Below are 24,218 nucleotides of genomic sequence, written 5' to 3'. Positions count from 1 at the left end.
TCACCTATTTGAACGAGGCGACAGCAAGCTTCGGCGTCGCCTTGGAATGCGGAGCTTGCTCGGCCGCCTGCGACAGCGTCGCGATCGACGGGATTACGGACATGCCCGGCCGCAGCTCGACGGCGGTTGCGTCGAGCAGTATCTTCACGGGGATACGCTGCACCACCTTGGTGAAGTTGCCGGTCGCGTTGTCCGGCGGCAGCAGCGCGAACTCCTGGCCGCTTGCCGGCGCGAGGCTGTCGACATGGCCGCGCACGACCTGTCCGGGGAACATGTCGACCGCGATCTCGACCGACTGGCCCTTGCGGACGTCGGTCAGCTGCGTTTCCTTGTAGTTCGCAATCACATACGCGCCGGTGGCCGGCACCAGCGACATCAACTGCGTGCCGGCCTGGACATACTGGCCGGTGCGCAGCGTGCGGTTGCCGACGACGCCGTCGATCGGCGCTGTGATCGTGGTGTAGCTGAGATTCAGCTCAGCCTGGTGCTGCAGCGCAGTCGCCCGTCCCGACGTTGCGATGGCTTGGGCGATCTCGGCCTTGAGCAACTCGACCTGGCGCAGTGCGGAGGCGAGATTCGCGGTATCGCGGGCGATGGCGGCCTGCGCGCCGGCGTAGCGCGACTGCGCTTGCTGCGCGTTCTGTACGCTGCCGTAGCCGGTGCCGGCGAGGTCGGTATAGCGCTTGTTCTCCTGCTCGGCGAAAGTCTGCGTCGCGGTGTCGACGTCGAGCGTCGCACGCGCCGCTTCGATCACGGAATGTTGCACGTCGAGCTGGGCGCGTTTGCTGGTGATTGCGGCATCGGCGGCGGCGACGTCGGCCTTGGCCTGGTCGAGCGCGACCTTGAAGTCGCGATCGTCGATCCGCGCCAGCATCTGCCCGGCGTGCACACGCTCGTTATCGCCCACTAGCACGTCACTGAGATAGCCGGAGACCTTGGGAGCGATCGTCGTGTTGTCGGCCTTCACATAGGCGTCGTCGGTGGACACCTGAAAGCGGCCAACCGTCCAGTAATCCCAGCCATACCAGCCGGCGCCGGCGAGCACCGCCACCGCGGCACCAGTCAGCAGCAGGCGGCGAAGCTTGCCCTTGGCGGCGGGAGCTGCGGCCGGGGCCGCCGCCTCCGGATTTACGATCAACTGCTTGGCAGTGTCGGCCGGAACCTGGCTTTCGGCCTTGAATGACGTCGAATGTTGGGTCATGGCAGCCCTCCTCAGCTTTCTATCCCTTTGTAAAAGCGTACTAATCCTTGTCGGCGGCGCTTCGGGATAATTAGGAAACTTGATATTTTCCAAAATAGAGCTTATGTTGGGTCTGTCAATAGAATGACAGGCATCATTTAAAAGCATGGCTCGGATTGGCAGATGAACGCGAAGGGCAAGGATCAGGCACAGGACGACGCGCCGGAGCGGCGTGGTCGCGGACGGCCGCAGTTGCGCTCCGACGACGAGACGCGCGCGCTCATCTATGAAGCTGCGCAGCATGAATTCGCCGTGCGCGGATTTGCGGCGGCGAGTATCGCCGACGTTGCTTGCCGCGCCGGCGTGTCAACCAAGACACTCTACCGGCTGATCCCGACCAAGCTCGCGCTGTTCGAGGGCACGGTAACGGACCGGATGGACCGGTTCATATCCACCGTGAATCTGGGCGTCTGTGATGGCCGTGATATTGCCGCGGCGCTGGAGCGGGCACTCCTGGCCTGCGCCGAGTTGATCCTCGAGGGTGAGGTCATCGCGCTCCAGCGCATCATCCTGGCCGACAGCGACAAATTCCCCGGCATCGCCGAGATGTTCTATGAAAAGGCGATGCAGCGCACCCTTGGCGCGCTGGCTGCATGGCTGAATGTGCAGCAGAGGCGGGGACGGATCGCGGTGGCCGACGCGCATGCCGCCGCCGGCATGCTGCTCGGCATGCTCGTCTTCCAGCCGCAGCGCGACGTCATGTACGGGCATCGGCCACCGCTGTCGCGGGCGGAGCTTGAAGCACGCGCCAAGGTCTGCGCGGCACTGTTTCTTTCGGGATGCGCGGTGCGCGCTGATAATACCAACAAGCAAGCCGGAGATGCATGATGCCGGACGCGGCTGCGACCTACAGCGTCGACGCACGGATTTCGCCCGACGACCAAGCCAATTGCGAGGACGTGCTGACGCGCTGGATGGCGGCGCTCAATCGCTATGACGCATCAGCCATGGACGCGCTGATGCATTTCCCGCATGTGCGGATCGCCGGCGGCACCGTGACCGTCTATCAGCAAGCCGGCAGCAATCCGATGGATCTGTTCGAGCGGCTGCGGAAACAGGACGGCTGGCACCACAGCGCATGGAATGAGACCAGGCTCATTCAATCCTCACCGGCGAAGGCGCATTATGCCCTCCGTTACACGCGTTATCGCGAGGATGGCTCTGTAATCGGCGTCTACGATTCGCTCTACGTGCTCAGCCTCCGCGACGGTGCCTAGAAGATCCAGAGCCGCTCGAGCTTCGGGCCCTAGACCGGCGAGCCGTTACTTGCCCGACAGCGGTGCGGCAGGCTGGGCCAGGACCTGCCGGATCATCCGGGCCAGATCGGACTTGCGATAGGGTTTTGGCAACAGCGTCACGCCGGGATCGAGTTGGCCGTGATGGAAGATCGCATCCTCGGTGTAGCCGGAGGTGAAGAGCACGCGCACCGAAGGTAGCTTCGCCAGAACCGCATCGGCCACCTGCCGGCCATTCATGCCACCGGACATGATGACGTCGGTGAACAGTAAGTCGCAGACGAATCCCTTGTCGACCGCAGCCAATGCCTCGGGGCCGCTGGCGGTGACCATCGTGTGGTAGCCGAGCTGCGCAAGCTGGGCGCTGACATAGTTGCGAACGAGTGAGTCGTCCTCAACGACCAGAATGGATTCGTTGCCGCCGCGCGCGTCGACGACCGTAGGCGGCTCGACGTCAATGATGTCGCCGCTGCTGCGCGGCAGATAGAGCTTGATCGAGGTACCATGACCCTCCTCGGAATAGATCTTGAGGTGTCCGTTGGACTGCTTGACGAAGCCGTAGACCATGCTGAGGCCCAGGCCGGTGCCCTTGCCGGTGTCCTTGGTGGTGAAGAACGGCTCGAACACCTTTTCTCTGATGGCCTCGGGGATTCCGCCGCCGGTGTCGCTGACCGCGACCATCACATATTCGCCGGGGCTGGCATCCAGATTGGCGGCGGCATAGGTCTCGTCGAGGACGACGTTGCTGGTCTCGAGCATCAGCTTTCCGCCGTCGGGCATCGCATCGCGCGCGTTGACCGCGAGATTGAGCAGCGCAGTCGACAGATGATTGGGATCGATGAAGGCCGGCCATGCATCAGGTTCGAGCGACGTCTCGATCTCGATCTGCTCGCCGAGCGAGGGGCGCAGCAGGCGCGCGGTATCCTGTACCAGCGTGTTGAGATCGGCTTCACGCGGTTGCAGCGGCTGCTGTCGCGAAAAGGCCAGTAGGTGCTTGGTGACTTCGGCGCCGCGAGCGGCCGCGTCGCCGATCATGTTGGTGACCGATGTCAGGTTCGGGTCGTGCGCGACGGCGTCGGCAAGGATGTCGATCAGGCCGGTGATCACCGTCAGGATGTTGTTGAAGTCGTGCGCGATGCCGCCGGTGAGGTGCCCGACCGCCTCCATCTTCTGGACCTGGCGCAGCTTCTGCTCGGCTTCGAGCTGCTCCTTGGCCGCCTCGACCTCACGGCCGCGCATGAAGATTTCGGCTTCCATCTGCTCGGTGCGCTCGCGCAGCCGGTCTGCCAATTTGTCCTGTTCGGCGCCGCGCTGCTTCAGATGGATGAATTCCGTGACGTCCTCGACCCGGTGGATGATGTAGCTGAGCTGCCCGCCCGGCCCCAATACCGGTGAGTTGCGCGGGCTCCAGAAGCGCTCCTCGAAGCCGCCGCCCTCGGCTTCGGGCTTGCGGATGTCGTACTTCTGTACCGGCATCGTATCCGGCCGCCGGAACTGGACGACGCGCTCGAGCGAGGACCGCAGGTTCCGTACACCGTCGGCAGCCGGATCGTCGGGATTGTCAGGGAATATCTCGAACAGTCCGTGCCCGAGGATCGCAGCGCGCTCGGTCTTGGTGGCGCGCAGATAGGCCTCGCTCACCGCCACGATGCGAAACTCGGGTGCCGTCAGCACCAGATAGAGGCCAGGGGCCGCCTCGAACAACGCCTTGAAGTCAGGCATGGGCGGGCTTGGGCTGTGCAGTTGATCCTCCCTCGCAGGAGCATGTCCGACGGCGCGTTGAGATCGTTGGCAAAAATGTGGCACGCGCCCTGGTAGAGCGCAATGGCCTTTGTTCCAGCTTGCGGGCTTGCGGGTCTTCCCACACGATTTGGAAAGGTTAACCGCCGACCCCACGAATAAGTTCTCCGCGAATGCTGCTTTCGCATTGGCTCGCACGACGACAGCGGGCCAGCGACGTCGCAGGATCCCTCGCTGTCACTCTCTCGATGCGAATCATGTTCGGCGATGTTTCCATGAGGGCGACATGGTAAAGCCCTATGCCGGCAAGCCTCCGCCGGTAACGTTGGCGCCGCTGGATCAGGTGGTGGCGCAGGCGAAGCAGGCGGCGCCCGGCATGGACGTCGCCTTCGTGGCCTATCCGGGAACGCCGTTCACGTCGTCGCATCACTATACCGCCTTCATGCGCGGCGACACGCCGCTGACGTCGCGACTGCTCAAGCCGGTGCTGCTCGACGGCGAGACCGGCGAGGTCTCCGACACCCGCGCGTTGCCTGTCTATCTGCAAGCGCTCCTGATCTCGCAGCCGCTGCATTTCGGCGACTATGGCGGGATGCCGCTGAAGATCATCTGGGCGATCCTCGACGTGATGACGATCATCGTGATCTGCAGCGGGCTCTATCTCTGGCTGGCGCGACGGCGGAAGCGGGGGCGCGTCGCGGCGACCACCCAGATCGTGTTGGCGCGATGAAGGCGGGGACCGGCCGGCCGCGCTGGACCCATGTGTTCGGTGCGCCGATTGTCGTCGCGATGCTGACCCTGTGCGGTCTGCTCGCCGCGCTGCTGCTCGGCGATCTCGGCCGCTATTTCTCCTGGGCGGTCGCAGCCCCAGTGGCGATCGTCGCATGGGCATGGCTACGCTCGCGGCTTCGTTAACGCGTATTCGGCAGATAGCGCCAGCCCTCCTTGCCGAGAAAATCCAGCATGGCCTGCGCCGGAGGCAGCAACACCTTGTCGGCGCGGCGGATCGCGTGCCACTGGCGAACGATCGGCAATCCCCTCACCTTGAGCACCACGAGGCGGCCGTCCTCCAGCTCGTGAAACACGGTGTGCTGCGAGATGAAGGCGATGCCGAGCCCAGCCATTACAGCCTGCTTGATGGTCTCGTTGCTGTCCATCGCCATGCCGATCTTCGGCGTCAACCGGAGCCGCTGGAAGAATTCTTCCATCAGCATCCGCGTGCCGGATCCCTGCTCGCGAATGATGAAGGTCTCGTTGGCGAGCTCCGATGTCTCGACGTGTCGCCGCCGCGCGAGCCGATGATCGGCGGCGGCGATGATGAAGTGCGGATGCCGTCCGAGCGGGCGCATCTCGACCTCGATATCGGCAGGTGGCCGGCCCATCACGGCGATATCGAGGTCGTAGCCGCGCAGCGCGTCGCGGATCTCCTCACGATTGCCGATCCTGAGCACGACCTCAATCTTCGGGAAGCGGCGTGAGAACGCCGCGATCGCGAACGGCACGAAATACTTTGCCGTGCTCACCGCGCCCATCGAGACGCGTCCGCCGCTACGGCCCGCGATCAGGTCGAGCGATTGTTCGCAATCCTTCAACGCCGCTTCGATCCGCTCGACGAGGGCGAGCACATGGGCGCCGGCATCCGTCAAGGCCATGCCGTCGCCGGTGCGTTGGATCAGCGGCAGCCCTGCCAGCGCCTGCAGATTGCGGAGCTGCAGCGTCACCGCCGGCTGCGTGAGGTTGAGGCGATTGGCCGCCGCCGTGATCGAGCCCGCCTCCTGCACGGCGGATAGCGCGCGCAGCTGACGGATGGTGAGGTCCCGTGAGAAGTGGCCGGCCATGGCGAGCTCCATAAGAAATACTTTGGCGTGACCAAAGATAATAAAATTTCCCTAATTCCGCAATTCGGGCGTTGATGGTGGCGACGGCGACTCCCGGTTGGGTCGTCCATCGAAGCCTCTGCAAAGAGGGCGTGATCAAAGGGAGCGGCCCGTGGAGATTCGTCCTGCATTGCATGCCTATCTGGAATGGCCGGCGCAGCACAACCCGATGCGTGCGGCCACCGTCGTGGTCATCGAGGCGCTTGCCCTTGCTGCAGTGGAACTCTCGCGCACCGTCGCGGCCGGTTCGCTTGCAGGCATCGGCGGTGAAAGCGGCGGCATCAATCCCGACGGTGACAGGCAGAGGACGATCGACATCGTTGCCGACCGCCTGATGCGCGAGGCGCTGCGGACCGCGCCGGTTGCCGCCGTGCTGTCCGAGGAGGCGGAACTGCCTGAAACGCTCGACGCCGACGCGCCGCTCTGCGTTGCGATCGATCCGCTCGATGGTTCCGCCAATCTCGAGAACAACATCTCGGTCGGCACGATCTTCTCGATCCGGCCGAAAGCGCACGACATCATCTCGACGTTTTTCGAACCCGGCACGGCACAGTGCGCGGCCGGCTGCTTCATCTACGGCCCGCAGACGATCCTGGTGCTGGCGCTCGACCAGTGCGTCGATTGCTTCACGCTCGATCCGCGAACGAACGAATTCGTGCTGTCCGCGTGCGACCTGCGGGTGTCGCAGGACACATCGGAGTTTGCGATCAACGCCTCCAACCGCCGGCACTGGAGCGGCGCTGTGCGCGGCTTCATCGATCAGTGCCTTGCCGGCGTTGATGGCGAGCGCGGCCAGGATTTCAACATGCGCTGGATCGGCTCGCTGGTGGCCGAAGCCTATCGCATCCTGATCCGCGGCGGCGTCTTCCTCTACCCGGCGGATGCGCGACAGGGCTACCGCGAGGGCCGGTTGCGGCTGCTGTATGAAGCCCATCCGATCGCGTTGATCATGGAATGGGCGGGCGGCGCCGCCTCGGATGGCCGGACGCGCATTCTCGAATTGTCGGCGCGTACGCCGCATCAGCGCGTGCCCCTGATCATGGGATCGACGCGCGCCGTGCGCGATGTTGATGCGATCCACCAGAAGGTCGAGCCGTTGTTCGAGAGTAGCGATGCCCCGCTGTTCGCGCGGCGCGGCCTGTTCCGTTGAGGGGAATCGCATGTCACGCCGACATCCCATCATATCCATCACAGGTTCCTCCGGCGCCGGTACGACGTCGGTGAAGAAGACCTTTGAGAACATCTTCCGGCGGGAGAACGTCGTCGCGGCCTATATCGAGGGCGACGCCTTCCACCGCTACGACCGCGCCGAAATGCGCAGCAAGATGTCGGAGAAGGCCGAGCGCGGCAACAAGCACTTCAGCCATTTCAGCCCCGAGACCAATCTGCTGGAGGAGCTTGAGAAGCTGTTCAGCGATTATGCCGAGACCGGCACCGGAACGACACGGCACTATGTGCACGACGAGGAGGAGTCGCGGCTCTACGGCGCGAAGCCCGGAACCTTCACCGAATGGGAGGCGCTGCCGGAAACCTCCGAACTCCTGTTCTACGAGGGCCTGCATGGCGCCGTCGTCACCGACACGGTGAATGTTGCTCAGCATGCCGATCTCAAGATCGGCGTCGTGCCGGTCATCAATCTCGAGTGGATCCAGAAGCTTCATCGCGACCGCAGCCATCGCGGCTATTCGACCGAAGCGGTGACCGACACCATCCTGCGCCGCATGCCCGACTATGTGAACTACATCTGCCCGCAGTTCTCGGAGACCGACATCAACTTCCAGCGCGTGCCGACCGTCGACACCTCGAACCCCTTCATCGCGCGTTGGATCCCGACCCCCGATGAATCGATGGTCGTGATCCGGCTGAAGAACCCGCGCGGCATCGATTTTCCCTACCTGCTGTCGATGATCCCGCACAGCTTCATGTCGCGCGCCAATTCGATCGTGATTCATGGCGCGAAGCTCGACCTTGCGATGCAGCTCATCCTCACTCCGCTGATCCTGCAACTGATCGAACGAAAGAGGCGAACGATATGACCGCACTTGCGTCCGCAGCCGTCCGTACCGACGTCAGCCATGCCGAGATGGCGAATGCCATTCGCTTCCTCGCGATCGATGCCGTTGAGCAAGCGAAATCCGGCCATCCCGGCATGCCAATGGGCATGGCCGATGTCGCGACTGTGCTGTTCTCCAGCTTCCTGAAGTTCGATCCCGCCGATCCGGCCTGGCCGGACCGCGACCGGTTCGTGCTCTCGGCCGGCCACGGCTCGATGCTGCTCTACGCGCTGCTCCATCTGACCGGCTACGAAAGCATGACGCTCGATCAGCTCAAGGCTTTCAGGCAGTGGGGCTCGAAGACCCCGGGGCATCCCGAATATGGCCATACGCCGGGTGTCGAGACGACAACGGGACCCCTCGGGCAGGGGATTGCAACCGCGGTCGGGATGGCGCTGGCCGAGCGGCTGATGAATACGCGCTTCGGCGACGATCTCGTCGATCACTTCACCTACGTGATCGCCGGCGATGGTTGCCTGATGGAGGGCATCAGTCACGAGGCGATCTCGCTTGCCGGCCATCTGCGGCTCAACCGGCTGATCGTACTGTTCGACGACAATCATATCTCGATCGACGGCGCGACGTCCCTGTCCTGCTCCGACGACCAGGCGGCGCGGTTCAAGGCTAGCGGGTGGAACGTTTGCAGCATCGACGGTCATGATCCCCAGGCGATTGCCGCAGCGGTCAGGCAGGCCAAAGTGAGCGATCGTCCGTCGCTGATCGCCTGTCGCACGGTGATCGGGTTCGGCGCGCCGAATCGGCAAGGCAGCGAGAAGGTTCATGGCGCGCCGCTCGGTGCCGACGAGACGCAGAAGACCCGCGCGGTGCTGGGCTGGCCCTATCCGGCGTTCGAGGTACCCGATGCGGTGCTCGCCGAGTGGCGGGAAATCGGCGCGCGCAGCCGCGACGCGCGCCGCGCCTGGATCGAACGATCGCGCCGCGCATGCAACGGCGAGCGATCCCCATTCCACGACGCGCTGAACCGGAAACTGCCCTGTGCCTATGCCGAGGCGATGGCGGAGTTGCGGACGCGCTTCGCGACCGAACGGCCGAAGCTCGCGACCCGTCAGGCGTCGCAGCAGGTGATCAACGTGATTGCGGGGGCCCTGCCGAACCTGCTCGGGGGCTCGGCGGATCTCACCCATTCCAACCTGACGCTGGCGAAGACGCAAGCGCCGGTGCGACCGGGTGAGCTTGACGGCAGCTACATCCACTATGGCATCCGCGAGCACGGCATGGCCGCAGCGATGAACGGCATCGCCCTGCATGGCGGGTTCATCCCCTATGGCGGGACGTTCCTGACGTTTGCCGACTACAGCCGGCCCGCGATCCGGCTCGCTGCGCTGATGGGTATTCGGGTCATTCACGTGATGACTCATGACTCGATCGGCCTGGGTGAGGACGGTCCAACGCACCAGCCTGTCGAGCATCTGGCCGCGCTGCGCGCCATCCCCAACCTGCTGGTGTTTCGCCCGGCCGATGCGGTCGAGACCGCGGAAGCCTGGGACTGCGCACTGAAGAGCGAGACCGCGCCGTCGATCCTCTGTCTGTCGCGGCAGGCCCTTCCAGCCTTTCGGGACGGTGCAAGCGACATCAATCAGGTTGCGCTCGGTGCCTATGTCGTTGTCGAGCCGGAAAAAGAACGGGACGTCACCTTGATCGCGAGCGGTTCCGAAGTGTCCCTTGCGCTCGAGGCCGCACAACTCCTAGCCGGCGACAATATAAGCGCCGCCGTCGTGTCGGCGCCGTGCTTCGACCTGTTCCGCCGGCAGCCGCGTGATTATCGCGCAAAGGTACTGGGCGAGGTGCCGCGCGTCGGCGTCGAGGCCGCTGTTGAGGGCGAGTGGGCGCGCTGGCTCGGTGACGACGGCGAGTTCGTCGGCATGACCGGCTTTGGCGCCTCCGCGCCGGCTGACGTGCTTTACCGCGAATTCGGCATTACGCCGGCGGCGGTCGCTGCCGCGGCGAAACGTGTGACCCGTCGGTCGACTTGAAAAGAGGATGTCAATATGGCGCGGATAACCCTGAGGCAATTGCTGGATCATGCCGCCGAGCGCAGCTACGGCGTGCCGGCCTTCAACATCAACAACATGGAGCAGGGCCTCGCCATCATGGAGGCAGCGGCGGCCTGCGATGCGCCTGTAATCATGCAGGCCTCGCGCGGCGCGCGGGCCTACACCGGCGACATCATGCTGGCGAAGATGATCGATGCGCTGGAGGAGATGTATCCGCAGATTCCGCTCTGCCTGCATCTCGACCACGGCAACGAGGAATCCACCTGTGCCACCGCCATCAGATACGGCTTCACCTCGGTCATGATGGACGGCTCCCTGAAGGCCGATGCCAAGACCGCCGCGGACTACGACTACAACGTCGATATCACCCGCCGGGTCGTCGAGATGGCGCACTGGGTCGGCGCATCGGTCGAGGGCGAGCTCGGCGTCCTCGGCTCGCTCGAGCACGGCAGCGGCGAGCAGGAGGACGGACACGGCGCCGAAGGCCCGCTTAGTCACGACCAGCTGCTGACCGATCCCGACCAGGCCGTCGATTTCGTCCGGGCCACCAGGGTCGATGCGCTCGCAATCGCCATGGGAACCTCGCACGGCGCCTACAAATTCACCCGCAGGCCCGACGGCGAGATCCTGGCGATGCGCGTGGTTGAGGAGATCCACACGCGGCTGCCCAACACGCATCTGGTGATGCACGGCTCGTCCTCGGTGCCGCAGCCGCTGCAGGACATATTCAACGAGTTCGGCGGCGAGATGCCGCAGACTTGGGGCGTGCCGGTCGAAGAGATTGTCCGCGGCATCCGGCACGGCGTGCGCAAGGTCAACATCGATACCGATTGCCGGCTCGCGATGGCCGCGGCCTTCCGCAAGGTCGCGGTGCAGGCGAAGAGCGAGTTCGACCCGCGCAAGTTCCTCAAGCCCGCGATGGACGCGTTGCGCGAGCTGTGCCGGGACCGCTTCGAGCAGTTCGGCACGGCCGGCAATGCCGGCAAGATCAAGGTGGTCCCCTTGCCGGAGATGGCGCGGCGCTACCGGGCCGGCGCACTCGATCCGCAAATCGGAAGCATGACCCAGGCCGCTTGAGCAAAGGGCGACCAACGACAGGAGATTCAGATGAATATTCAGCAGTCGATCACCGTGCGCGGCAAGGATCGCTACAAGTCCGGCGTGATGGAATACAAGCGGATGGGCTATTGGGAGCCGAACTACGAGCCCAAGGACACCGACGTCATCGCACTGTTCCGTGTCACGCCGCAGGACGGCGTCGATCCGACCGAAGCGTGCGCGGCGGTCGCCGGCGAATCCTCCACTGCGACCTGGACTGTGGTGTGGACCGATCGCCTGACAGCCGCGGAGAAGTACCGTGCCAAATGCTACCGGGTCGATCCGGTGCCGAATTCGCCGGGCAGCTATTTCGCCTATATCGCCTATGACCTCGATCTTTTCGAGCCGGGCTCGATTGCGAACCTGACCGCGTCGATCATCGGCAACGTCTTCGGCTTCAAGCCGCTGAAGGCGTTGCGGCTGGAGGACATGCGGCTGCCGGTCGCCTATGTGAAGACGTTCCAGGGCCCGGCGACCGGCATCGTGGTCGAGCGCGAGCGGCTCGACAAATTCGGCCGCCCGCTGCTCGGCGCCACGGTGAAGCCGAAGCTTGGCTTGTCCGGCCGCAACTACGGCCGCGTCGTCTATGAGGCGCTGAAGGGCGGACTCGACTTCACCAAGGACGACGAGAACATCAACTCGCAGCCCTTTATGCATTGGCGCGAACGCTTCCTCTACTGCATGGAGGCGGTCAATCGCGCGCAGGCCGCGACCGGGGAGATCAAGGGGACGTACCTGAATGTCACCGCGGCGACGATGGAGGACATGTATGAGCGTGCCGAGTTCGCGCACGAGCTTGGTTCCACCATCGTCATGATCGACCTCGTGATCGGCTACACCGCGATCCAGTCGATGGCAAAGTGGGCACGCCGCAACAACATGATCCTGCATCTGCACCGCGCTGGCCACTCGACCTACACGCGGCAGCGCAGCCATGGCGTCTCGTTCCGCGTGATTGCAAAGTGGATGCGGCTCGCCGGTGTCGATCACATCCATGCCGGCACGGTGGTCGGCAAGCTCGAGGGCGACCCGAACACGACGCGCGGCTACTACGATATCTGCCGCGAGGACTTCAACCCGATGCAGCTCGAACACGGCGTGTTCTTCGATCAGAATTGGGCGAGCCTCAACAAGCTGATGCCGGTGGCATCCGGTGGCATCCATGCCGGCCAGATGCACCAGCTGCTCGACCTGCTGGGTGAAGATGTCGTGCTGCAGTTCGGCGGCGGCACCATCGGGCATCCCCGCGGCATCCAGGCCGGTGCGACGGCCAATCGCGTCGCACTGGAGGCGATGATCCTCGCCCGCAACGAGGGGCGCGATTACGTCCATGAAGGACCGGAGATCCTCGCCAAGGCGGCGCTGACCTGCACGCCGCTGCGCGAAGCGCTCGATATCTGGAAGGACGTCACCTTCAATTACGAGTCGACTGACGCACCCGACTTCGTCCCCACGCCGAGCATGGCGGTCTGACAGGAGGTTCTCATGCGCATGACCCAGGGTTGCTTTTCCTTCCTGCCCGATTTCACCGACGAGCAGATCTCCGCACAGGTGCAATATTGCCTCGATAAGGGTTGGGCGGTGAACATCGAGTTCACCGACGATCCGCATCCCCGCAACACCTATTGGGAAATGTGGGGCCTGCCGATGTTCGACCTGCGCGATGCCGCAGGCATCATGAAGGAGCTTGCCGATTGCCGGCGCGTCTATGGTAACAGGTACATCCGGATCTCCGGCTTCGATTCCGGTCATGGCTGGGAGTCCGTCCGCATCTCCTTCATCGTCAACCGGCCGCACGAGGAGCCCGGCTTCCGGCTCGACCGGCAGGAATCCGTTGGCCGCAACATCCGCTATTCGACGCACGCCTATGCGGCCACGCGGCCGGAGGGCGAGCGCTACGCCGATCGTTGACAGCATCCGGCTGAAGCCAGGCGGATTGCTCCCTCGGCCGTCCTGCTCCGGATGCACTTCTCCGTCGCCGCCACCGCGGCGACGGAGCTTTTGATGCGAGAGGATTGCGATGAAGCCACAAGAACAGCCGCGTGAGACTCCAGTCGAGACCGTCGATATCAGGCATGAGTTCGCGGACCTCGGCATCGGCGACGTGCTCGACCAGCTTGATTCCGAATTGATCGGACTTAAGCCGGTGAAAACCCGGATCAGGGAGATTGCCTCGCTGCTGCTGGTCGAGCGCATCAGGCGGAAGATGGCGCTCGCGACGACATTTCCGACCCTGCACATGTCGTTCACCGGGAACCCCGGTACGGGCAAGACCACCGTGGCGCTCAGGATGGCCGGCATCCTGCACCGGCTCGGCTTCGTGCGCCGCGGCCACGTCATCAGCGTCACGCGCGACGATCTCGTCGGGCAATATATCGGCCACACCGCACCGAAGACCAAGGAGATATTGAAGAAGGCGATGGGCGGCGTGCTGTTCATCGACGAGGCCTATTATCTCTACCGGTCCGAGAACGAGCGCGACTATGGCCAGGAGGCGATCGAGATCCTGCTGCAGGTGATGGAACAGCAGCGTGAGGATCTGGTCGTGATCCTGGCCGGCTACGGCGACCGGATGGAGAAATTCTTCCAGAGCAACCCGGGCTTCCGGTCGCGCATCGCCCATCACGTCGACTTTCCCGATTATTCGGATCCGGAATTGCTCTGGATTTCCGAATTGATGCTGCAGCAGCAGAATTATCGTTTCTCTCCCGAAGCACGTGAGGCCTTCATCCGCTACATCGCCGCGCGCAAGGTGCAGCCGTTGTTTTCCAATGCACGCTCGATCCGCAACGCGCTCGATCGGATCAGGCTGCGGCAGGCCAACCGGATCGTGGCGAAGCTCGACCGTACCCTGACCGCCGACGACGTGATGTCGATCGAAGCCGGCGATGTGCTTGCCAGCCGCGTGTTCGCAAAGGACAGCGGCGCGACGGAGCAGGGGCGATGAACCAGGCGCTCCCGGCGATCCGAACATTTGGGATGCGGGATGTCATTGCGACGGCCCGCGCGCTGATCTTCGATGTCGACGGCACGCTCGCCGAAACCGAGGAGGTGCATCGCCGCGCGTTCAACGACGCGTTTGCCGAAGCCGGCCTCGGCTGGCACTGGGATCGTACCACCTACGGGCGGCTGCTTCGGGTGGCCGGCGGCAAGGAGCGCATCCGCGCGTACGATCAGCGCAGCGCCGCCCCGCCGCTGTCCTTTGCCGACATTGCCGGCCTGCACCGGGTCAAGACCGCGCGCTATGCCGAGCTGATCGCCACGGGCAACCGCCCGCTGCGGCCCGGCGTGGAAGCGTGGCTTACAGGTGCGCGCAGCCGCGGCCAGCGCCTGGCAATCGCCACGACGACGTCGCATGGCAACATCGATGCACTGCTGTCGGTGGCGCTCGGCCGCGATTGGGCCGGTCTGTTCGAGACGATCGGTGCCGGCGATGATGTTCCACGGAAGAAGCCCGCGCCCGACATCTATGTCGAGGTGCTCGCGCGGCTGGCGCTCGGGCCGGCTGATTGCATCGCGATCGAGGATTCCGGCAACGGCCTGATGGCGGCGTCGCGGGCCGGCATTCCCGTGATCATCAGCAAAAGCGCGTATTTCCGCGACGACGATTGGACCGGTGCTATGCTGGTCGTCGATGACCTCGCCGAGATCGACTATTGACCGCCACGCGGTCATATTTCTGCGATAGGATGGCGGCGCAATGCAGGAGAACGCCGCGTGAAACTGTCCCATGCCGATGCGCTCAACATCGGAATCATCCTGGCCGAGGTCGGCCGCACCGAGATCATGCCGCGCTTCCGCCGCGTGCGGGAGATCGAGGTCCGCACCAAGACGTCGGCGTTCGACGTGGTCACCGAAGCCGACGAGATTGCCGAGCAGGTGATATCGGCGGCGCTGCTGCGCGCGTTCCCCGGCGCCGCTGTTATCGGTGAGGAGGGCACGGCACGCGATCCGGCCGCGCTCGACCAGATCGGCACAGCGGAGCTTGCCTTCATCATCGATCCGATCGATGGCACCAGGAACTTTACCTCCAGCCTGCCGCTGTTCGGCACCATGGTAGCGGTCACCATGCGCGGCGAGATCGTGCTCGGCGCGATCCATGACCCCGTCTGCAACGACACTGCGTTTGCGCTGCGTGGCGAGGGCGCATGGCTCGAAATGCCGGATGGCAAGCGCTTCGACCTGAGGGTCGCACCGGCCGCACCGGTCAAGCAGATGGATGCCGTCATCGGCGTCAACTTCCTCCCCGAACCGTTGCGGACGACGGTGGCCGGCAATCTCTCGAAGCTCGGCATGAGCTCGTGGCTGCGATGCGCCGTGCACGAATACCGGATGGCGGCGTCGGGGCACTGCCACTTGCTGTTCTACAACAAGCTGATGCCGTGGGATCACGCGGCGGGCTGGCTGCTGCATCAGGAGGCGGGCGGCTACAGCGAGCATTTCGACGGAAGCCCCTATCGGCCCGTGAATATGACGGGCGGCTTGCTGTGCGCGCCGGACGAGGAGAGCTGGCACGCCGCGAAGCAGGCGATCCTGACACCGGCTGGATGAATGTCCGTGGCGATTGTTGCACTCGTCCGTCCTACTCCTCGTCGATATTCTGCCGCAGCATGAAATGACCAAAGGCCGACGCGATCGGCTTGGCCGGATCGTCCTGCCAGGTTTGCGCCTCGAACGCGACGACGCGGCGGCCCTGCTTGACGATCGACACCCGCCCGTGACTGTCTAGCGCGCGGCCGGAGCGCAGATAGTTGATGGTGAGGCCGATCGGCTTCGGCCGTACCTCGACGCCGAGCTCGCGTGTCACGCCGACGATCGCGGTGGTTTCCAGGAATGCGCCGGTGATGCCGCCATGGATCGCGGGCAGGATCGGATTGCCGATGATCTTTGGTGAGAACGGCATCACCAGCGTATCGTCATCGCCGGCGCGGATGCCGAGGCAAAGCGCGAACGGACTGGTGGCGAACGGTCCAGTGGGGTCATCCGGCGCTTCGAGCGCCGGCAGCGGTCCGTGCGCCTCCATCGCCCAGTCGCGCAACATGTTGGTGCGGTTGGCATCGATCATGAAGCAGGCGGTCGCGGTGGCGACCGGATCGTCCTCGGAATCCTGATAGGCGGTGGCGCGCACGAAAGCGATCAGGCGGGTGACGCGGTAGCAGATCGCATGCGCGCGGATGTCGTGGCCCGGCGTCGCGGGCTTCTGGTAATCGATGCGCAAATCCAGCGTCGCGATCGCGCGGGTTCCGTCGAGCGCGAGCTGCACCGCCATGCCGCAGCTTTCGTCAAGCATCGCGGTGACCACGCCGCCATGCAAGACGCCGGTCTCGGTGTCGCCAACAAAAACCGGCCGGTACGGCAGGCTCGCCCAGGCTTCGCCGGGTGCGGCGCGGTCGAGCCGCAGGCCGCTGATCGAGCCATAGATGGAACGGCGAGCCTGGATGGCGCGGGTGAGATCGTCAAAGGGAAGGGTTGTGTTCGATGATTGGGTCATGCCGGTATTTCTAGACCAAGGCCACGAAGCGGGCAAAGGATCGGAGCCGGACCAATAGCGGTGGAAGAGCTAAGGCGCGACATCCCCATTGTCGTCCTGGCGAAAGCCAGACCCGTAACCATCAAAATTGTCGCGAAAGGGATCGTGGCCCCAGCCTCGTGTAACGATTTTAATTTGGGGTTGATGGTGTGGACGGCCCCCTACGGCATCAGTGTGCCAGAATGAGGTTGTTGCAAATCTCAGACAAGGGAGCCGTCCGTGAGAGAGATTATCCGCATTGGAATGGATACGTCGAAGTATATTTTTGTGCTGCATGGGGTTGATGCGGCGGAACAGCCTGTGTTGCGCAAGAAGCTTGCGCGCAAGCAGGTGCTGGAGTTCTTCGCCAAGTTGCCGCCGACCGTGATCGGGATGGAGGCCTGTGGGGCCTCGCACCATTGGGCACGGGAGCTTCGCAAGCTGGGCCACGAGGTGAAGTTGATGGCGCCGCAATTGGTGAAGCCCTATGTGTCGCGGAACAAGAACGACGGTCGGGATGCGGAGGCGCTGTGTGAAGCGATGAGCCGGCCGAGCATGCGGTTCGTGCCGGTCAAGACGGTCGAGCAGCAGGCCGCGCTGATGCTGACGGGTGTCCGCGCTGGATTGATCGCCCGGCGCACCCAGCTCGGCAATATGATCCGCGGCCATGCGGCAGAGTTTGGCCTGATCGGGGCCCAAGGGACCGACAAGATCGAGCCGCTGCTGGCGCGGATTGCGCAGGACGAGACGCTTCCTGCCCTGGCACGCGAGCTGTTTACGGTGCTGGGCCGCGACTACACCAGACTCGTGGGCGAGCTGCAGGAGATCGAAGCCAGATTGATGGCCTGGCACCGCTCCGACGCCGTGGGCCGGCGTCTGGCGCAGATCCCTTCTGTCGGGCCGATCGTTGCAACGACGCTCGTGATGAAGACACCCGATCCCCATGCTTTCCGCTCCGGCCGTCACTTCGCAGCCTGGCTCGGCCTCACCCCCCAGGATCACTCCACCGCCGGCAAAACCAGGCTTGGCAGGATCACGCGGGCGGGCGACGAGGACCTGCGCCGCCTGCTGGTGATCGGGGCAACGGCGGTCATCCAGCAGGCCAGACGCGGGCGCGGCCATCACTCGCGCTGGCTGCTGGCCCTGATCAAGCGCAAGCCACCGAAGCTTGCCGCCGTGGCGCTCGCCAACAAGGTGGCCCGCATCGCCTGGAAGCTGATGGCGACCGGTGAGAGTTATGACGCCGCACGGATCAATGCCACCGCGGCAGTCGCCGTCTAACAGATTGGCCGGCTGGCGGGCTCGCTCGTCAGCCGACCCGGAGCTGCAGGAGCAGATGGAGCGATCGATCGAGCAACGATGCGAGACAGTCCGTAGGACCCATCGGCCGTCAACAGGCCGCGTGGTTGTTTGGAACTCGCATCGCGCAAACCATCTTGGCCAGCGATCCATCCGATCGCACTCAAAAGGCCGGACATATGGATGCAAGCGATCCGATCCGCTCAAAAAGCTCTTGTGCCACGGGGGCCGTCCACATATGGGTCCTCGCCTTCGCCAGGACGACACGGAATGTGTGGCGCGCTTCGATCTCAAAAATCATACAAACGCGTTCTCGCGACATGAATTGTCCGAGGTTTGCTGCCGTCGTCGCCCCCTCACTTGATAGAGGGCGCAGGGAAAGCCGGGTGCCGATTGCACCCATGGGCCCGGTGCAACAAAAAGCACCGGGGTAGGACCACAGGTGTAACCGGGAACTCCGGCTTTCCCTGCGCGATGGGTTACGGCTTATACGTGCTCTCCCCGGTGAGACTGGGCTTGCTTGTCACCGCCGTCAGCAAGAGACCTCAGTCTCTCGCTGACAGGACACCTGCCACTAGGGCGTCAGGCCTGCACGACTTCGCCGTCCGCCTCATGCGCACTCGTCTGTTGCGCAATCCGCGTCCACCGCATCCCACCGCGCGTTCGTGACGTGCGCTCGCCCCTCAATCGGGTGGGACAGGCGGATTTATACACTAAGTTGCAATTCCGATAAACGGAAATATTTTTGCCGCGAGGGCTTGCCCCGTCGGGCAAATCAGTGCTTAGGGGCAAACTGGAGCCAAAGACGTGGATGCCCGGGACAAGCCCGGGCATGACGGGTGGAAGCGATTGTGCCGTGTTATTCGCCGCCGACCTCGCCGGTGATGATGTCGCCGAACAGCTTCCAGCGATCGCCTTCGAAACGCATCAATTGCTCCTGCTCGATCGGACGGAAGTCGGTCGGGCTGGTGTTGATCTTGATGCCGGGCAGGATCATCTTCGGCGCGAAGTTTTTCAAATTGGCCGCCTGCTTCATGACGTTCTCGCGGGTCAGATCGTCGCCGCACTGCTTGAGCGCCTGCGCCAGCGTTTCTGCCGCGACGTAGCCATAGACGTGATTGCCGTTGGTCTGGTCGCCGTCGGGGAGGTACTTGTCCATGAAGGCGCGCCATTCCTTCGTCTGGGGATCGTCGTTCCAGGCCGGGTCGGTCGGGTCCTTTAGATAGGCGACCGAGATGACGCCTTGGGAGTTTTCGACGCCCGCGGCCCGCATCACCGAGGCGACCGAGGTGGCCGTGCTGGTCAGGATGAAGGTCGGCTTCCAGCCGATTTCCGCGACCTTCTTGATGATCTGCGCTGCGCCTTTCGGCGCCGCCCAGGTGAACAGGATGTCGGCGCCCGAGGCGCGCAGCGCCACGATCTGCGAATCCAGCGTCGGATCGGTCAGCTCGTAGGACTTGTCGGCAATGATCATGCTGGCCTTGTCGCCGAGGCCGTCGCGCATGCCCTTGAGCGCGTCCTTGCCGGCATCGTCGTTCTGCCAGAGCACCGCGATCTTGCCGTTCGGGAAATGGTCGAGAATGTATCTGGCGTAGATCCGCCCCTCGCTCTGGTAGTTCGGCTGCCAGCCCATCGTCCACGGAAAACTCTGCGGGTCGCCGAAGCGCGTCGCACCTGAGGCGATGAAGAGGTGCGGGACCTTCTTCGCATTGAGATATTTCTGGATCGCGACATTGGGCGCAGTGCCGAGCGGCTGGAACACCAGGAAGACCTCGTCGCCCTCGACGAGCTTGCGCGCCTGTTCGACCGATTTCGGCGGCGAGAAGCCGTCATCATAGGAGATGAAGTTGATCTTGCGGCCGTTGATGCCGCCCTGATCGTTGATCATCTTGAAGTATGCCGCCTCGGTCTTGCCGATCACGCCGAAAGCGGAAGCCGGCCCGCTATAGGGCATGATGTTGCCGATCTTGATCTCGGTGTCCGAGACGCCCGGGCCGTAATTCTTCTGCGCCAGCGCAGGCGACAGCGCGCCGGCGGCAGCGAGAACAGCCATACTGCACGCGCGAAGACAAAAACCGTTCAACATCCCCGAACCACTCCCTGCTTGTCCGCCGTCGTTGCGTCCGGCCGGCCCGCGTGAGGGGCCGGCGCGTTGACGCGCGGCGAAGATTGTTCTATGCGCTTCCGTCTGGAAACGTTTCCAGATTAACGCGTATTGGTGCAAATGGCAATATTCCTGCGATCGGGAGATAGTTGAGATGACCAGACGGGAGCAGGCGAGCCCGGTCGATCAAGTCAGGGACAGCAGGCCGCCGGTTGTCGCCGAATGCGATGCCGTTGTGGTTGGCGCCGGCTTCGGCGGGCTCTATGCGATCTACCGCCTGCGACAGCTCGGCCTGAAGGTGATCGGCATCGAGGCGGGGGCTGACGTCGGCGGCACCTGGTACTGGAACCGCTATCCCGGTGCGCGGTGCGACATTCCGAGCCTCTTGTATTCCTACACCTGGTCGCCGGAGCTGCGGCAAGAGTGGCGCTGGACCGAGAAATATGCCGCCCAGCCGGAGATCCTCGACTATGCGCGGCACGTCGCCGACCGGTTCGATCTGCGCGCGTCGATCCGTTTCGGCACCCGCGTGACATCAGCGGATTGGGACGAGGCGAGCCGGAGCTGGACGCTGCGCACCGATCGCGATGACTGCATCCTGGCGTCCTACTGCGTGATGGCGACCGGCAATCTCTCGGTCCCCAACCGGCCGAAGCTGTCGGGCCTGGAGCGCTTCCGCGGGCCGGTCTATCACACCGGCGAGTGGCCGCACGAACCAATCGACCTTTCCGGACAGCGCGTCGCGGTCATCGGCACCGGCTCGTCGGGTGTGCAGACGATCCCGATGATCGCGAAGGTGGCGAGCCGTCTCACGGTGTTCCAGCGCACGCCGAACTACTCGGTCCCGTCGCGCAACGCGCCGCTGTCGGATGCCGACGTGGCGGCCGCCGAACCCGTGATCGCGAAATATCGCGAGAGCCTCGAGACGCCGGAATTTGGGCGCGTGCCGGCGAACGCGTTCGATGCGCCGGTGCCGGACAGGGACGTGCAATGGGCGCGCTATGAAGAACTCTGGAATCTGGGCGGCGGCGGTATCCTCACCGCGTTTCCGAACATCCTCACCAATGAGGCCGTCAACGACCTTGCCTGCGAGTTCGTACGCGACAAGATCCGCGGCATCGTCAAGGACGAGACGACGGCCGAGGTGCTATCGCCGAAAGACTATCCGCTCGGCGTCAAGCGCATCTGCATCGATAGCGGCTATTTCGCGACCTACAATCTGCCGCATGTCGAGCTGGTCGATCTGCGCGAAGAGCCGCTCACGACGGTGACCGAGACGGGTGTGGAGACCGCGGCGCGATCGTTTGTGCTGGACGCGCTGGTGTTGGCGACGGGATATGACGCGATGACCGGCGCGCTGGCCGCGATGCAGATTCGCGGGCGGGATGGCACCAGCCTCAACGCAGCATGGGCCGACGGGCCGAGCGCCTATCTCGGCCTGATGGTGTCGGGTTTTCCCAATTTGTTCGTCGTCACCGGACCCGGCAGCCCGTCGGTGATTGGCAACGTGATTCACGCCTGCGAGAACCATGTCGAGTGGATCACGACCTGCCTCGAGAGCATGCGCTCGAAGGGATTGACGCGCATCGAGCCGGAGCGCGACGCCGAACGCGACTGGATGGCGCATGTCGCCGACGCCGCTAGCCGCACGCTCTATCCGAAAGCCAACTCCTGGTATCAGGGCGCCAATATCGCCGGCAAGCCGCGGGTGTTCATGCCCTATGTCGGCCAGGGCTACCGGCATCGGATCGCGCAAATCGCGCAGCGCGATTACGAAGGCTTTGTGATGCGTTGAGAGTTGGTCTCGCGGACGCAGTCTCTCCGTCATTGCGAGGAGCGAAAGCGACGAAGCAATCCATCATTCGCGCAATTGGTGAGAATGGATTGCTTCGCTTCGCTCGCAATGACAGGGGCAATACTGGAACCGTTTCCAGCATTTCGATCATCGGTGCGCGGCATGACGGAAGTAACGAGAGAGCCGGTCGATGCTATTTCCGCCCCCGCACCGCCGTCGGCGGCGCGGCGCAGGAGTGGCGCAGGATGAAACGCGTCGGTAGATAGATCGGCTCGCCGATAACAGCCTTGTCGCCGTTGCCGATCTGCTCCAGCAGGAGCCGCGCAGCGATGCGGCCGACTTCGTTCATGTCCCAGCTCAGCGCCGAGATCGCCGGCGTCGCATGTCGGGCGAGATCGGTGTCGCCGCTGCACACAATCGACACGTCCTGGGGATAGTGTAGCCCCTTGCTCGTGATCGCTTCCAGCACCTCCGCCAGCATGCTGGTTCCGAGCGAGATGATCGCGGTCGGCGGCGTCGGCAATTGCAGCAACTGGCAGACCGAGCTGAACGCCGTGTTGGCGCCCTGCATATGCGCGCGGATCAGGGCCGGATCGATCTCGATCCCGGCGTCGAGATGCGCCTGCCGGTAGCCGGCGAGCCGCTCCGCGCTCGGCATGACAGCGGCGCTGCCGGTCAGCAATGCGATGCGGCGATGGCCGAGCCCGATCAGATAACGCGTCACCTCCAGCGCCCCGCCGCGGTGATCGACGCGAACCGCGGCACTCCCAGGCACCTTGCGGTCGACGGCGACGCAGGGCAGGTCAAGCATGGCCAGCCCCTTCATGAAATCCGTGTGCGAGTTGTCGCCCGCGAACAGCAGGAGCCCGTCCATCTGGCGGCGGCGCACGGCGGACAGAAACGCGGCTTCGCGCGCCTCCTCATGCTTGGTCGCCGCCAGCATCAGCAGGAAGCCGGCGCGCTGGAATTCCTCCTCGGCCGCACCGACCATGCCCGTGTAGTGGGGGTTGGAGAAGTCGGCCACCATGCAGCCGATCGTGTTCGACGCCCGCGAGCGCAACGCCTGTGCCGCCTGGTCCGGTTCGAACCCCAGGCGCTTGACCGCGCGCATGATGCGGGCGTGCAGTTCGGCGCTGGTGTAGATGCCGCCATTGAGCGTGCGGCTGACGCTGCTCACGGATACGCCGGCCTCGGCCGCGACGTCACGAATCGTCGGTCGTGTCCGTCGCGCTTTGGGCATTGTCGTCTTCGCCTCGTCGATTGCCGTGTCGTTGAACCTAATCAGGCCCGCCGTGAATCTCAATTGATTCCTGTTCACCCAGCGGACCGAAAATGCCGCGGCGAGTGCCTGGTGTCGCGCCGGATCAGCCGGCGTAGCGTCGAAGGCTCGGCATAGCCGACCTCGCGCGCGATCTGCTCGACCGAAAGGCGGGTAGTCTCGAGCAGCGATCGTGCGGTCTCGATCCTGATCCGTTGCACGAACGCAATCGGCGACATGCCGCAGGTCGCTGCGATCCGCCTGGCGAATGTCCGCGGCGCCAGCCCGACCGCATCGGCGATATCATCGATTGCGAAGTCGCGTGCGATGTTGTTGCGCACCCATTTTTCGGCTTTGGCGATCTTCGGGTCCTGGCTCGCAAGGTAGTTTATTGCCATGAAGGGAGCCTGGGAGCGCCGCTCGTCCAGCAGCAGATAATTGGCGCAACCCTTCGCGATATCGGGGCTGGCGAAGCGGGCGACCACCGCGAGCATCAGGTCCATCTGCGCCATCGCAGCGCCGGCGGTCGCGATCGGCCAATCGGCTATGACCATCCGCTCCGTCATAAGGTCGACGTTCGGGTAGCGCTGCCGGAACAGCGGCGCGAACCACCATGTCGTGGTCGCCCGCCTGCAGTCGAGCAGCCCGGTCTCGGCCAGCAGGAAGCTGCTCGCGCAGGAGGCGGCGAGCATGGCGCCGTCTTCGAACGCCGCTGCGAGCATGTCACGCGCGCGCCGGCATGCCGGTGTCGACAATTTCTGCTCCAACTCGTCGGCCGAGTTTGATCCGAGACCGGGGACGATCACGAGATCGACGCCCGCCAGGCGGCCGACGCTGCGCCTCGGGCCATACCGCATCGTCGTCACCTCGAAGCGCTTGCGCTTCGCGGTGCTGATCCGATTGGCGGTGGCCAGCACGTCATGGGTGATGGCGGCGCTCGACGCCAGGCAGCCGTCGATCTCGACAACCGCAACCTTGGTCATGTCAATAAATC

22 protein-coding genes are annotated in these 24,218 nt (G+C 64.2%); 15 read left to right on the top strand and 7 right to left on the bottom strand.

Translation table 11 applies throughout. The features are described from left to right. Nucleotides 1-4: 4 nt before the first annotated feature. Nucleotides 5-1,201, bottom strand: a complete 1,197-nt coding sequence (locus tag ACP2YO_RS30190; RefSeq protein WP_426434782.1) for an HlyD family secretion protein — start codon at nt 1,199-1,201, stop codon at nt 5-7. A 162-nt stretch (nt 1,202-1,363) separates the two neighbouring features. On the opposite strand from ACP2YO_RS30190, the gene ACP2YO_RS30185 reads away from it, so the two are divergent. Together ACP2YO_RS30185 and ACP2YO_RS30180 are read left to right on the top strand one after the other, a co-directional pair. Beyond that, the gene (locus ACP2YO_RS30185; RefSeq protein ID WP_426434781.1) at nt 1,364-2,068 is read left to right on the top strand and encodes a TetR/AcrR family transcriptional regulator; all 705 of its coding nucleotides are present in this window, start codon (nt 1,364-1,366) and stop codon (nt 2,066-2,068) included. Then, the gene (locus ACP2YO_RS30180; protein ID WP_426434780.1) at nt 2,068-2,457 is read left to right on the top strand and encodes a hypothetical protein; all 390 of its coding nucleotides are present in this window, start codon (nt 2,068-2,070) and stop codon (nt 2,455-2,457) included. The genes ACP2YO_RS30185 and ACP2YO_RS30180 overlap by 1 nt, the downstream gene beginning before the upstream one ends. Before the next feature lie 45 nt (nt 2,458-2,502). On the opposite strand, the gene ACP2YO_RS30175 is transcribed toward ACP2YO_RS30180, so the two are convergent. Further along, the gene (locus ACP2YO_RS30175) at nt 2,503-4,197 is read right to left on the bottom strand and encodes an ATP-binding protein (RefSeq protein ID WP_426434779.1); all 1,695 of its coding nucleotides are present in this window, start codon (nt 4,195-4,197) and stop codon (nt 2,503-2,505) included. A 304-nt stretch (nt 4,198-4,501) separates the two neighbouring features. Here ACP2YO_RS30175 and ACP2YO_RS30170 point away from each other — a divergent pair, with 304 nt between their 5' ends. Then, on the top strand, nt 4,502-4,945 hold the full coding sequence (locus tag ACP2YO_RS30170) for a PepSY-associated TM helix domain-containing protein (protein ID WP_426434778.1): 444 nt from the start codon (nt 4,502-4,504) through the stop codon (nt 4,943-4,945). After that, nucleotides 4,942-5,130: a hypothetical protein gene (locus tag ACP2YO_RS30165; RefSeq protein WP_426434777.1), complete on the top strand. Its 189-nt coding sequence runs from the start codon at nt 4,942-4,944 to the stop codon at nt 5,128-5,130. The genes ACP2YO_RS30170 and ACP2YO_RS30165 overlap by 4 nt, the downstream gene beginning before the upstream one ends. Here ACP2YO_RS30165 and ACP2YO_RS30160 read toward each other — a convergent pair. Further along, on the bottom strand, nt 5,127-6,053 hold the full coding sequence (locus ACP2YO_RS30160; protein ID WP_426434776.1) for a LysR family transcriptional regulator: 927 nt from the start codon (nt 6,051-6,053) through the stop codon (nt 5,127-5,129). The genes ACP2YO_RS30165 and ACP2YO_RS30160 overlap by 4 nt on opposite strands. Before the next feature lie 208 nt (nt 6,054-6,261). Between ACP2YO_RS30160 and ACP2YO_RS30155 the strand changes: the two genes are divergently transcribed. The 9 genes from ACP2YO_RS30155 (at nt 6,262) to ACP2YO_RS30115 (ending at nt 15,810) form a co-directional block, all read left to right on the top strand. After that, entirely contained in the window at nt 6,262-7,242 is a 981-nt protein-coding gene (locus ACP2YO_RS30155; protein WP_426443350.1) for a class 1 fructose-bisphosphatase, read from the top strand. 10 nt (nt 7,243-7,252) lie between these two features. Continuing rightward, complete coding sequence (locus tag ACP2YO_RS30150) at nt 7,253-8,128, top strand: phosphoribulokinase (protein WP_426434775.1); 876 nt, start codon at nt 7,253-7,255, stop codon at nt 8,126-8,128. Continuing rightward, entirely contained in the window at nt 8,125-10,140 is a 2,016-nt protein-coding gene (gene tkt, locus ACP2YO_RS30145) for a transketolase (protein WP_426434774.1), read from the top strand. The genes ACP2YO_RS30150 and tkt overlap by 4 nt, the downstream gene beginning before the upstream one ends. 15 nt (nt 10,141-10,155) lie before the next feature. Then, the gene (gene fba / locus ACP2YO_RS30140) at nt 10,156-11,238 is read left to right on the top strand and encodes a class II fructose-bisphosphate aldolase (RefSeq protein WP_426434773.1); all 1,083 of its coding nucleotides are present in this window, start codon (nt 10,156-10,158) and stop codon (nt 11,236-11,238) included. Between the two features lie 30 nt (nt 11,239-11,268). After that, entirely contained in the window at nt 11,269-12,732 is a 1,464-nt protein-coding gene (locus tag ACP2YO_RS30135) for a form I ribulose bisphosphate carboxylase large subunit (RefSeq protein ID WP_426434772.1), read from the top strand. Nucleotides 12,733-12,744: 12 nt separating this feature from the next. Next, nucleotides 12,745-13,170 carry a ribulose bisphosphate carboxylase small subunit gene (locus ACP2YO_RS30130; RefSeq protein WP_426434771.1) on the top strand — a complete coding sequence of 142 codons (426 nt, stop codon included), beginning with the start codon at nt 12,745-12,747 and terminating at the stop codon, nt 13,168-13,170. Between the two features lie 109 nt (nt 13,171-13,279). Continuing rightward, nucleotides 13,280-14,206 carry a CbbX protein gene (cbbX, locus tag ACP2YO_RS30125; RefSeq protein WP_426434770.1) on the top strand — a complete coding sequence of 309 codons (927 nt, stop codon included), beginning with the start codon at nt 13,280-13,282 and terminating at the stop codon, nt 14,204-14,206. Continuing rightward, nucleotides 14,203-14,919 (top strand): HAD family hydrolase, encoded by a 717-nt coding sequence (locus ACP2YO_RS30120; protein ID WP_426434769.1) that lies wholly within the window; start codon nt 14,203-14,205, stop codon nt 14,917-14,919. Before cbbX ends, ACP2YO_RS30120 begins: the two co-directional genes overlap by 4 nt. Nucleotides 14,920-14,976: 57 nt before the next feature. Beyond that, the gene (locus ACP2YO_RS30115) at nt 14,977-15,810 is read left to right on the top strand and encodes an inositol monophosphatase family protein (RefSeq protein ID WP_426434768.1); all 834 of its coding nucleotides are present in this window, start codon (nt 14,977-14,979) and stop codon (nt 15,808-15,810) included. A 31-nt stretch (nt 15,811-15,841) separates the two neighbouring features. On the opposite strand, the gene ACP2YO_RS30110 is transcribed toward ACP2YO_RS30115, so the two are convergent. Further along, nucleotides 15,842-16,750, bottom strand: coding sequence for a PaaI family thioesterase (locus ACP2YO_RS30110; RefSeq protein WP_426434767.1), 909 nt, complete (start codon nt 16,748-16,750; stop codon nt 15,842-15,844). Between the two features lie 258 nt (nt 16,751-17,008). On the opposite strand from ACP2YO_RS30110, the gene ACP2YO_RS30105 reads away from it, so the two are divergent. Continuing rightward, on the top strand, nt 17,009-18,049 hold the full coding sequence (locus ACP2YO_RS30105) for an IS110 family transposase (RefSeq protein ID WP_426434766.1): 1,041 nt from the start codon (nt 17,009-17,011) through the stop codon (nt 18,047-18,049). An 877-nt stretch (nt 18,050-18,926) separates the two neighbouring features. Here the strand turns inward: ACP2YO_RS30105 and ACP2YO_RS30100 are convergent. Continuing rightward, complete coding sequence (locus ACP2YO_RS30100; RefSeq protein WP_426434765.1) at nt 18,927-20,120, bottom strand: ABC transporter substrate-binding protein; 1,194 nt, start codon at nt 20,118-20,120, stop codon at nt 18,927-18,929. A 205-nt stretch (nt 20,121-20,325) separates the two neighbouring features. Here ACP2YO_RS30100 and ACP2YO_RS30095 point away from each other — a divergent pair, with 205 nt between their 5' ends. Then, nucleotides 20,326-21,966: a flavin-containing monooxygenase gene (locus ACP2YO_RS30095; RefSeq protein WP_426434764.1), complete on the top strand. Its 1,641-nt coding sequence runs from the start codon at nt 20,326-20,328 to the stop codon at nt 21,964-21,966. Nucleotides 21,967-22,159: 193 nt separating this feature from the next. Here ACP2YO_RS30095 and ACP2YO_RS30090 read toward each other — a convergent pair whose 3' ends face one another. Both ACP2YO_RS30090 and ACP2YO_RS30085 read right to left on the bottom strand, forming a co-directional pair. After that, a complete protein-coding gene (locus ACP2YO_RS30090) occupies nt 22,160-23,206 on the bottom strand; it encodes a substrate-binding domain-containing protein (RefSeq protein WP_426434763.1) in 1,047 nt (348 codons plus the stop codon). Nucleotides 23,207-23,280: 74 nt separating this feature from the next. Beyond that, nucleotides 23,281-24,207, bottom strand: a complete 927-nt coding sequence (locus tag ACP2YO_RS30085) for a GlxA family transcriptional regulator (RefSeq protein WP_426434762.1) — start codon at nt 24,205-24,207, stop codon at nt 23,281-23,283. Between the last annotated feature and the right edge of the window lie 11 nt (nt 24,208-24,218).

The sequence above is a fragment of the Bradyrhizobium genosp. P genome (assembly GCF_049949265.1).
Classification (GTDB): Bacteria; Pseudomonadota; Alphaproteobacteria; order Rhizobiales; family Xanthobacteraceae; genus Bradyrhizobium.
The sequence above is the reverse complement of the archived record's forward strand: the minus strand, read 5'-3'. Positions and strand labels throughout refer to the sequence as shown.

What these genes read in the sequence shown, in the direction of transcription:
- ACP2YO_RS30190 (WP_426434782.1), bottom strand. Translation starts at nt 1,201, where the DNA reads ATGACCCAACATTCGACGTCATTCAAGGCCGAAAGCCAGGTTCCGGCC.
- ACP2YO_RS30185 (WP_426434781.1), top strand. Translation starts at nt 1,364, where the DNA reads ATGAACGCGAAGGGCAAGGATCAGGCACAGGACGACGCGCCGGAGCGG.
- ACP2YO_RS30180 (WP_426434780.1), top strand. Translation starts at nt 2,068, where the DNA reads ATGCCGGACGCGGCTGCGACCTACAGCGTCGACGCACGGATTTCGCCC.
- ACP2YO_RS30175 (WP_426434779.1), bottom strand. Translation starts at nt 4,197, where the DNA reads ATGCCTGACTTCAAGGCGTTGTTCGAGGCGGCCCCTGGCCTCTATCTG.
- ACP2YO_RS30170 (WP_426434778.1), top strand. Translation starts at nt 4,502, where the DNA reads ATGGTAAAGCCCTATGCCGGCAAGCCTCCGCCGGTAACGTTGGCGCCG.
- ACP2YO_RS30165 (WP_426434777.1), top strand. Translation starts at nt 4,942, where the DNA reads ATGAAGGCGGGGACCGGCCGGCCGCGCTGGACCCATGTGTTCGGTGCG.
- ACP2YO_RS30160 (WP_426434776.1), bottom strand. Translation starts at nt 6,053, where the DNA reads ATGGCCGGCCACTTCTCACGGGACCTCACCATCCGTCAGCTGCGCGCG.
- ACP2YO_RS30155 (WP_426443350.1), top strand. Translation starts at nt 6,262, where the DNA reads ATGCGTGCGGCCACCGTCGTGGTCATCGAGGCGCTTGCCCTTGCTGCA.
- ACP2YO_RS30150 (WP_426434775.1), top strand. Translation starts at nt 7,253, where the DNA reads ATGTCACGCCGACATCCCATCATATCCATCACAGGTTCCTCCGGCGCC.
- tkt (WP_426434774.1), top strand. Translation starts at nt 8,125, where the DNA reads ATGACCGCACTTGCGTCCGCAGCCGTCCGTACCGACGTCAGCCATGCC.
- fba (WP_426434773.1), top strand. Translation starts at nt 10,156, where the DNA reads ATGGCGCGGATAACCCTGAGGCAATTGCTGGATCATGCCGCCGAGCGC.
- ACP2YO_RS30135 (WP_426434772.1), top strand. Translation starts at nt 11,269, where the DNA reads ATGAATATTCAGCAGTCGATCACCGTGCGCGGCAAGGATCGCTACAAG.
- ACP2YO_RS30130 (WP_426434771.1), top strand. Translation starts at nt 12,745, where the DNA reads ATGCGCATGACCCAGGGTTGCTTTTCCTTCCTGCCCGATTTCACCGAC.
- cbbX (WP_426434770.1), top strand. Translation starts at nt 13,280, where the DNA reads ATGAAGCCACAAGAACAGCCGCGTGAGACTCCAGTCGAGACCGTCGAT.
- ACP2YO_RS30120 (WP_426434769.1), top strand. Translation starts at nt 14,203, where the DNA reads ATGAACCAGGCGCTCCCGGCGATCCGAACATTTGGGATGCGGGATGTC.
- ACP2YO_RS30110 (WP_426434767.1), bottom strand. Translation starts at nt 16,750, where the DNA reads ATGACCCAATCATCGAACACAACCCTTCCCTTTGACGATCTCACCCGC.
- ACP2YO_RS30100 (WP_426434765.1), bottom strand. Translation starts at nt 20,120, where the DNA reads ATGGCTGTTCTCGCTGCCGCCGGCGCGCTGTCGCCTGCGCTGGCGCAG.
- ACP2YO_RS30095 (WP_426434764.1), top strand. Translation starts at nt 20,326, where the DNA reads ATGACCAGACGGGAGCAGGCGAGCCCGGTCGATCAAGTCAGGGACAGC.
- ACP2YO_RS30090 (WP_426434763.1), bottom strand. Translation starts at nt 23,206, where the DNA reads ATGCCCAAAGCGCGACGGACACGACCGACGATTCGTGACGTCGCGGCC.
- ACP2YO_RS30085 (WP_426434762.1), bottom strand. Translation starts at nt 24,207, where the DNA reads ATGACCAAGGTTGCGGTTGTCGAGATCGACGGCTGCCTGGCGTCGAGC.